General features: G+C 58.1%; 5 protein-coding genes and 1 tRNA gene. 1 reads left to right on the top strand and 5 read right to left on the bottom strand.

What is annotated here, in order from left to right; genetic code table 11:
- Positions 1 to 187: hypothetical protein (locus tag VGN12_15230; GenBank protein ID HEY4310801.1), on the top strand; the 187-nt coding region annotated here is incomplete at its 5' end.
- Positions 188 to 393: 206 nt separating this feature from the next.
- Here the strand turns inward: VGN12_15230 and VGN12_15225 are convergent.
- The 5 genes from VGN12_15225 to VGN12_15205 all read right to left on the bottom strand — a co-directional run bounded on the left by VGN12_15225 (position 394) and on the right by VGN12_15205 (position 5,962).
- Positions 394 to 1,500: an endonuclease/exonuclease/phosphatase family protein gene (locus VGN12_15225; GenBank protein ID HEY4310800.1), complete on the bottom strand. Its 1,107-nt coding sequence runs from the start codon at positions 1,498 to 1,500 to the stop codon at positions 394 to 396.
- A 928-nt stretch (positions 1,501 to 2,428) separates the two neighbouring features.
- Complete coding sequence (locus VGN12_15220; GenBank protein ID HEY4310799.1) at positions 2,429 to 2,845, bottom strand: response regulator; 417 nt, start codon at positions 2,843 to 2,845, stop codon at positions 2,429 to 2,431.
- A 428-nt stretch (positions 2,846 to 3,273) separates the two neighbouring features.
- Positions 3,274 to 3,558, bottom strand: a complete 285-nt coding sequence (locus VGN12_15215; GenBank protein ID HEY4310798.1) for an antibiotic biosynthesis monooxygenase — start codon at positions 3,556 to 3,558, stop codon at positions 3,274 to 3,276.
- Positions 3,559 to 4,941: 1,383 nt separating this feature from the next.
- A complete protein-coding gene (locus tag VGN12_15210; GenBank protein HEY4310797.1) occupies positions 4,942 to 5,766 on the bottom strand; it encodes an FRG domain-containing protein in 825 nt (274 codons plus the stop codon).
- A gap of 113 nt (positions 5,767 to 5,879) precedes the next feature.
- A tRNA-Leu gene (locus VGN12_15205) sits at positions 5,880 to 5,962 on the bottom strand.
- Positions 5,963 to 6,000 lie beyond the last annotated feature (38 nt).

Genomic DNA, 6,000 nt, shown 5'->3' with positions numbered 1-6,000 from the left:
AGGCGCAGATCAAGCTGCCGTGGGTCAGGCGACTCCAAAACTTCATTCCTTTAACAAGCCAAAGAACTTTCCGGAAGCTCAACCCGACCCACGGCGGCAGCGCCCAAATCTTTTTCATATTCCCGTGGCCTTTCCGCGCGCGCTCTTCTTTTTCATTGAGCTTGCGTTCCGCATTCTCCGTTTCTAAACGGCCCCAGCCGACTGTCAGCGGCCCACTCGTTCCCTTCCGGGCCAGAAGATTCTTGCCACAGAGTTTCTTGCCACAGAGCTCTCAGAGGACACAGAGAAAATTCATAGGGCAAAGTTCCTTCTCTTCCTCTTCGTGCCTTTTCACGTTTTTCGTGGCCGCATCTCCTAGCCTTTCGGCTCATCATTCTGCCCGCCGCATTTCCTTCACTGCCCAACGCCGGCTGCCTTCTGCCCACTTCCTCCGCTTCCGCCTCCGTGTTTCCGTGGTGAAAATCTTCCCCGCGCTAAACCGATCGTTCCCACGGCGGCCAAACACGCCATCACGATCGCCGCGGGCTCAGGCACAACCGTGACTTGCAACGTTGCCGTCACGGGGAAATGATCGGACGGGTAAAGGCCGTTATACGTGGTGTGTACGATCGCGGCGGCCGTGGCCGTAAAGGTCGACGCAGTGTAGAAGATGTGATCGATGGCCGAGCCCGACTGATTGCCCGTGAAATTGTGAAACGTGGCCTCATTCGGTCCGACGGTGGGATAAACATGCCGATAGGCATCGGTCAATTTGAAGCCGCTGCTCGTGGCACCGACGAGTGTTTGTAAGGCGGTGCTGGGCAGGGTCGTGTTGAAATCACCGATCACGATCATCGGCAATCCGCCAGCCAGTTGCGCGAGCTCCGTGCGCATGAACGTTCCGGATTGATTCTCCGCCTGCGTATCGAGCGACCAGTGCGTATCCGCGACGAAATACGTTTGATGGCTCTGATTGTCGTACAGCTTGATCCAACTCACCATGCGCGGATTGCCCGTATCGGTTCCGCCGCCGACAAACGTCGTACCAGGCACGGTGGGAGTCGTGCTGAGCCAAAAATCTCCCTCGGCGACCTCGGTGAAACGTGAAGTGAGATAAAAGATGCCGTTTGTTTCGCCACTGGTGCTGCCGTTACCGCCGTTACGGCCTTGGCCGTAATACGTGTAGTTGGGAAAGGCGTTTTTCAGGTCAGTGACCTGATTCGGAAGGCCTTCCTGCTCGCCGAAGATATCGGGAGCGGCACTGGAGATCGTGGCTTCGACTTTGTCGCGACGGTTGCCGGTCGGCACGTAGAACTTGTTGACGACCCAGCCGTTGGCTTCGAATTGATTGCCGATCGAGCCGTCATCGAACTTGATGTTGAAGGTCATGACGTTCAAGTTGACGGTCGCGGCGCGGCCGGTGCTCGCGGTCGACGCGGCCAACATCATGGCCAACAACGCCCACCGCGCAAATCGCAGGCCGGACGATGTAGAAGATGGAATTCGAATCGTTCGTTTCATGAGCTGCTCGCTAAAGGCCAGAAAAACAGTTGCAATGCGTGTTGGGAAATCGACTTTCGACGCAGGCAGCAGCCGAAAGACATAGCGACCGGGAAGCGACGGACAACTACGCCCGTGGCGTCACGCCGGATAAAAGCCGCGCTGGAAGACTGGATGCAAGCCGCGCAGAACAGCACCGACTTCGTCAACTGACGAATCGGAGCCAGGCGGCTTTAGACGTTATCCAGTAGCGGCTCCCGTAGCTAAGAGGCCGGCCGGAACCGATCGCGCGTACTCGCGATGTTCGCTCGGCCGACACCCAGTCCGAAAAATGGAAGAAAGACCGCCACATCCTATCGCGAGAATCGAGACCGAGTCCAGTAAAATCGCGCGGATTTTGCGCGAATTAGGACCAGTACTCCTTGCGGATGCAGAGCCCCAAACGGGATACCGCTAAAAACATCTCGCGACTAACTCGGGTGCAGAACTAGTGCGCTGCCGCTGGCGGCGCAGGCTGTTGTTGCGAGTTCGACGCCGGTCGCTGCGCTGCAGCCGGCGGCGGTTGAAGGGGCGCATTTCCGGCGCATCCCGACGGCTGAGCAACTGCACGGGTTCGGCCGTGATACGATCGCGCCTTCCGGCTAGAGTGCGACGGCTTTGACATAGATTGCGGAGCCATAGGGGCCCAGCGCGGATGTTCTCCCAGGGCCAAACTCGCCGACGTCGCCATCAGGACAACGGTAGCCAGAAGCGGCCTTAGAGAGCGCCGGCAAGAAATAGAAATCCGCTTCGTCCGGACACAAAGGAACCTACGCATAATTCGACGCCAATCGCAGGTGAGCCTTCATCGCTCGAAAGCAGAGTTTCTTTCGAGCGATCCAGCTAGGACTTTTGTCAACTGACGCGAGCCCGTAACCCAAGTCTACCATACGGGCAAATCGCGGGACCGCTACGGGGCGTCGCCCACACCCGCCTGCTGATAACGCTTGAGAAAGCTCAGTACGTCCGGAAAACGTGCCGACTTGACGATATATCCGTCGAAACCGCATTCGACTGCCTGACGCCGACACGTTTCGTCCGAACGTCCCGTAAAAGCGCACACGGGATGGTAAGGCATCGTGGGATCCGCGCGGAGAATCCGCACCAGATTAAAGCCGTCGATCCCCGGCATGTTCAGATCACACAGGATGACATCAATCGGCATCTTGCGGGCTAGTTCGATCGCCCGCACTCCGTCGTTGGCGACAATCGCACTCGCGCCGCAAACGGTAAATGCCTTCTGCAAAACGGTCGTTAAGTCGTGGTTATCGTCAACGATTAACACACGCAAACGACGCTGTTCCGACTGAGAGGTTGAGGTGACCATGGCTCTGCTTCCTGGCTTCGGGATCCTGGCGCCCCGTGAATCATGGAATGCCGGCTAACCCGCACGCGGCCGACATACCATAGGTCGTCAGAGCAAAGAGCGCGCCAAACGTAAGCTTGCGGATAGGATCGCGCGCGCGGGGCATGCAAACGCCGGCTGTTCTGGCCTGGATGGCTCGAAATCGGCCAATCGCCCTCGAGAAATAGCCAAATAGACATCGTCCGGCCAATTGCCCTCGAGCGACGCCGACCGAATCGCGGCGAACCGTCGCTCGGTTCTCGACCAACCGTTGCGGGCCTATCGACCGGTTCGATGGCTGCCTAGCTAGACGATGCGGCCTTCAACGTCTGTAAGGCCGCTTAGATTTTCGGCGTGCTTCCGGGAGTTTTGTACGGCGCCCCTCGCTCGTCGGCTACCCAGGCGCTGAACTAATGCTTGTAGATCTTATGTTGCGGGCGGCCCGACAGAATCTGCTCCTTGCCCCAGGTCGTGACGTCGCGAAAGGCCTGGCTGTGGATGAAATCCTGAAAGGCCTTTTCGTCCGACCACTCGCTGGTGATCAGGTACGAAGCGTCGTCGGCCACGTCCTTCCACAGGGTCGAGCTGGTATGGCCTGCGGCGGCGCGCAGTGCCGAAATGACCGCGGCGAACTTCTCTTCGAAGTCATGCTGCTTGCCGGCGATCACGTGATAGTTCATGCCAACGGTGATCATCGTAGAACGCTCCTGGGTTGTATCGCTGCACCGGCAAGCTTTTTCGCACTAACCTACTGCATCTCGAGATCGACGCAGTTGTGTACGCGGTAAATGTGAGCCGAATCGCGGACCGAGCGTGACATCTCGACGAGCCACGCCCGTTGCCGCCCGCGTCCCCCAACCGCCGCCACACTATAGCACCCGACGCGCACCCTGGAAATCAGGCCATCAAACCTGCTAAGGTTGCTAAGGTGTTGCGCTGAGGCGATGGAATCACGCCAATAATAGTATCAGGGCGTGAGAGCGCGGCACGCGTAGAAAGTACCGCCGCGAAGATGCGGTAGGGTTCGCCTGGCGAGAAGTCTGCCGCGATGACATTCTGGCAGATTCGTGTTTCGCGGCTAACCCAGGGGCCCGTTCCGAGAGAAGTCGCGAATGCGATAGGGCCCAAGCTCGCCCAGTGCGGTTTGCATTCAATCACGTGGTGGCGCGACTCACCCTTTGAAAGGCCCTCCCCGCCGCGGGTCACGCCTGACGCCGTGGCCCCGTGAGACGCGACGTTGCGAGGGACGATCGCCGGCGCCCTACTGCCAAAAGCTGAAACGGCAAGGGCGGCAAGAAGAAGTTATGGTGCGCCATCGAGGTTATGCGCCTCGATGGCGCACCCAGTTGACACTCTGGAAGGTCTTTGCAATCTGTCACGGACCGCCTTGCGCATCTCCGCCAAGCGTTGGCGTGCCGGGCGATGGAGGAGAAATCGGCGCGGGAGGGATCGGCACCGGTACAGGCGGAGGCGTGGGCGCTGGCGTCAATGCGATGGACGGGAAGTCGACATAGTAACCCGTGCGAACATCACGGTAACGCCTGCGCACGCCCCTCGACCAGATGTTCAATTAAAGCCGCTCGATCGCGGGAGACGCGAGGCGGCAAATTCGGCGGAGGGCTGCCTGAACGGACAAACGAAGTGCGATCGCTCATTTACGGTCGCATTCTATGCGGCGAACGGCGATGGAGCGCGCCATGAAACCCGCCGCGACTCTGCTCGTTAAAGCTGCGTAAGATTGCGCCGAGCGGCTTGTGACGAGGAAGCCAGGAATGAGGGGCGCGAGCAGGCGTGGCATATGCCAACGTCAACCAGAAGGCGGCCGCAAGGAAAGCGATTCGCGTCATGGGACGTAGTTCAGTGGGCGCGGAACCTCACAGCTAAAGCATAGGTCGAAAACTGCCAGGGGGTGGCAGCGCACGATAAATGGCAAGCGTCCTATTCTTCGCGCCGCTCGCCTACTGGCACGCCTGCACATGTCACTGCTGTGATGTCGGGAGGAATGCCCAGACGACGGCAGATGTGCTCTGGGCTGCTCGTGCGTCGCGTCACACGGACACAGCGACGAATGTTAAAGTTTAGCCATCCCCTTGAATTGGCCGCCAGAGGACCTCGGTTTGCCAAAGTCCTTTGGCTAGTCCATCAAGATCCGGATATATGGTCCGCTGATGAACGCCAAGGCGATGAAGGGCTTTGATCAAGCCAAGCTTCGCACCGCCGGGGACGGTCCAGCGATGCACGCATTTCAGGTCCAAATCATGCCATGCGAACTGGGTCTTGTCTGCTGCGTATTGCGTGAGCGGAGTTTGTGGTCGAGCGTGATAGGTGAAGATTCCGTCCTGAGCCATGATTCGAGGTGAATTGAACACGGGGTATATGATCTTCACCGCGTCTGAGCCGTCATATTCAAGGGGCGAAGCGTTGGGCGGACAGCCGATAAAATCAAGCTCTTTTGTGTCGCGCCCACGATATCGTTGAATTGCCCAGATTTGGCCATCACACTCCTTCATGGACTCACAGGCGAAAAATAAGGCAATCAGGGGGCTGGCTGTCCAATCCAGAAGCCGCGTCGGCAAACCATGGTGTCTCGCCAAGAAGAGCGCCTCCCACCTAGGAAGCATCCTGCCGACAAACGGATAGGCACGACGAAGGAACCGATCTAGTAGGTCCCTTTCGTCCTTCTCGTTGAAAGTTTTCGACACCGAACCAACCGAATGGAGGCGTCCAACAGACGGTTGAAGCTTATAAGTGACGTCCGCTTCACCCCTAAACCAAAACTTGTCATCCGCGTTAGCGGAAATTGACGCGACCTTCTCTAGGAATTCATGCAAGTTCTCAACCGGGTCGCAATAGGCCTCATGCAAAAGGGTGCGACGACCGATTTCCCCAATGTATTCGCCCATCTATTTTCCCAGCGGGACGGCAAATCCTAGTAACAGATTGGGTAACACTTGGGATTCGAGTCACGCCGGTTAGGTCGCATCCGCTGAATCATAAGTTCCTAAGCAGAAAGAAGTACCGGAGGTGGGACTTGAACCCACACGACCTTGCGGCCACTGGATTTTGAGTCCAGCGCGTCTGCCATTCCGCCACTCCGGCTAATTCGGGCGAGCCTTCGATTTTGACGACCGGCGGGC

It is taken from the genome of Pirellulales bacterium, from assembly GCA_036499395.1.
Taxonomy (GTDB): domain Bacteria; phylum Planctomycetota; class Planctomycetia; order Pirellulales; family JACPPG01; genus JACPPG01.
Note: the sequence above shows the minus strand (reverse complement) of the source record. Positions and strands in the feature narration are given on the sequence as shown.

Coding starts and splice junctions, on each gene's coding strand:
- VGN12_15225 (HEY4310800.1), bottom strand. CDS start 1,500: ATGAAACGAACGATTCGAATTCCATCTTCTACATCGTCCGGCCTGCGA.
- VGN12_15220 (HEY4310799.1), bottom strand. CDS start 2,845: ATGGTCACCTCAACCTCTCAGTCGGAACAGCGTCGTTTGCGTGTGTTA.
- VGN12_15215 (HEY4310798.1), bottom strand. CDS start 3,558: ATGATCACCGTTGGCATGAACTATCACGTGATCGCCGGCAAGCAGCAT.
- VGN12_15210 (HEY4310797.1), bottom strand. CDS start 5,766: ATGGGCGAATACATTGGGGAAATCGGTCGTCGCACCCTTTTGCATGAG.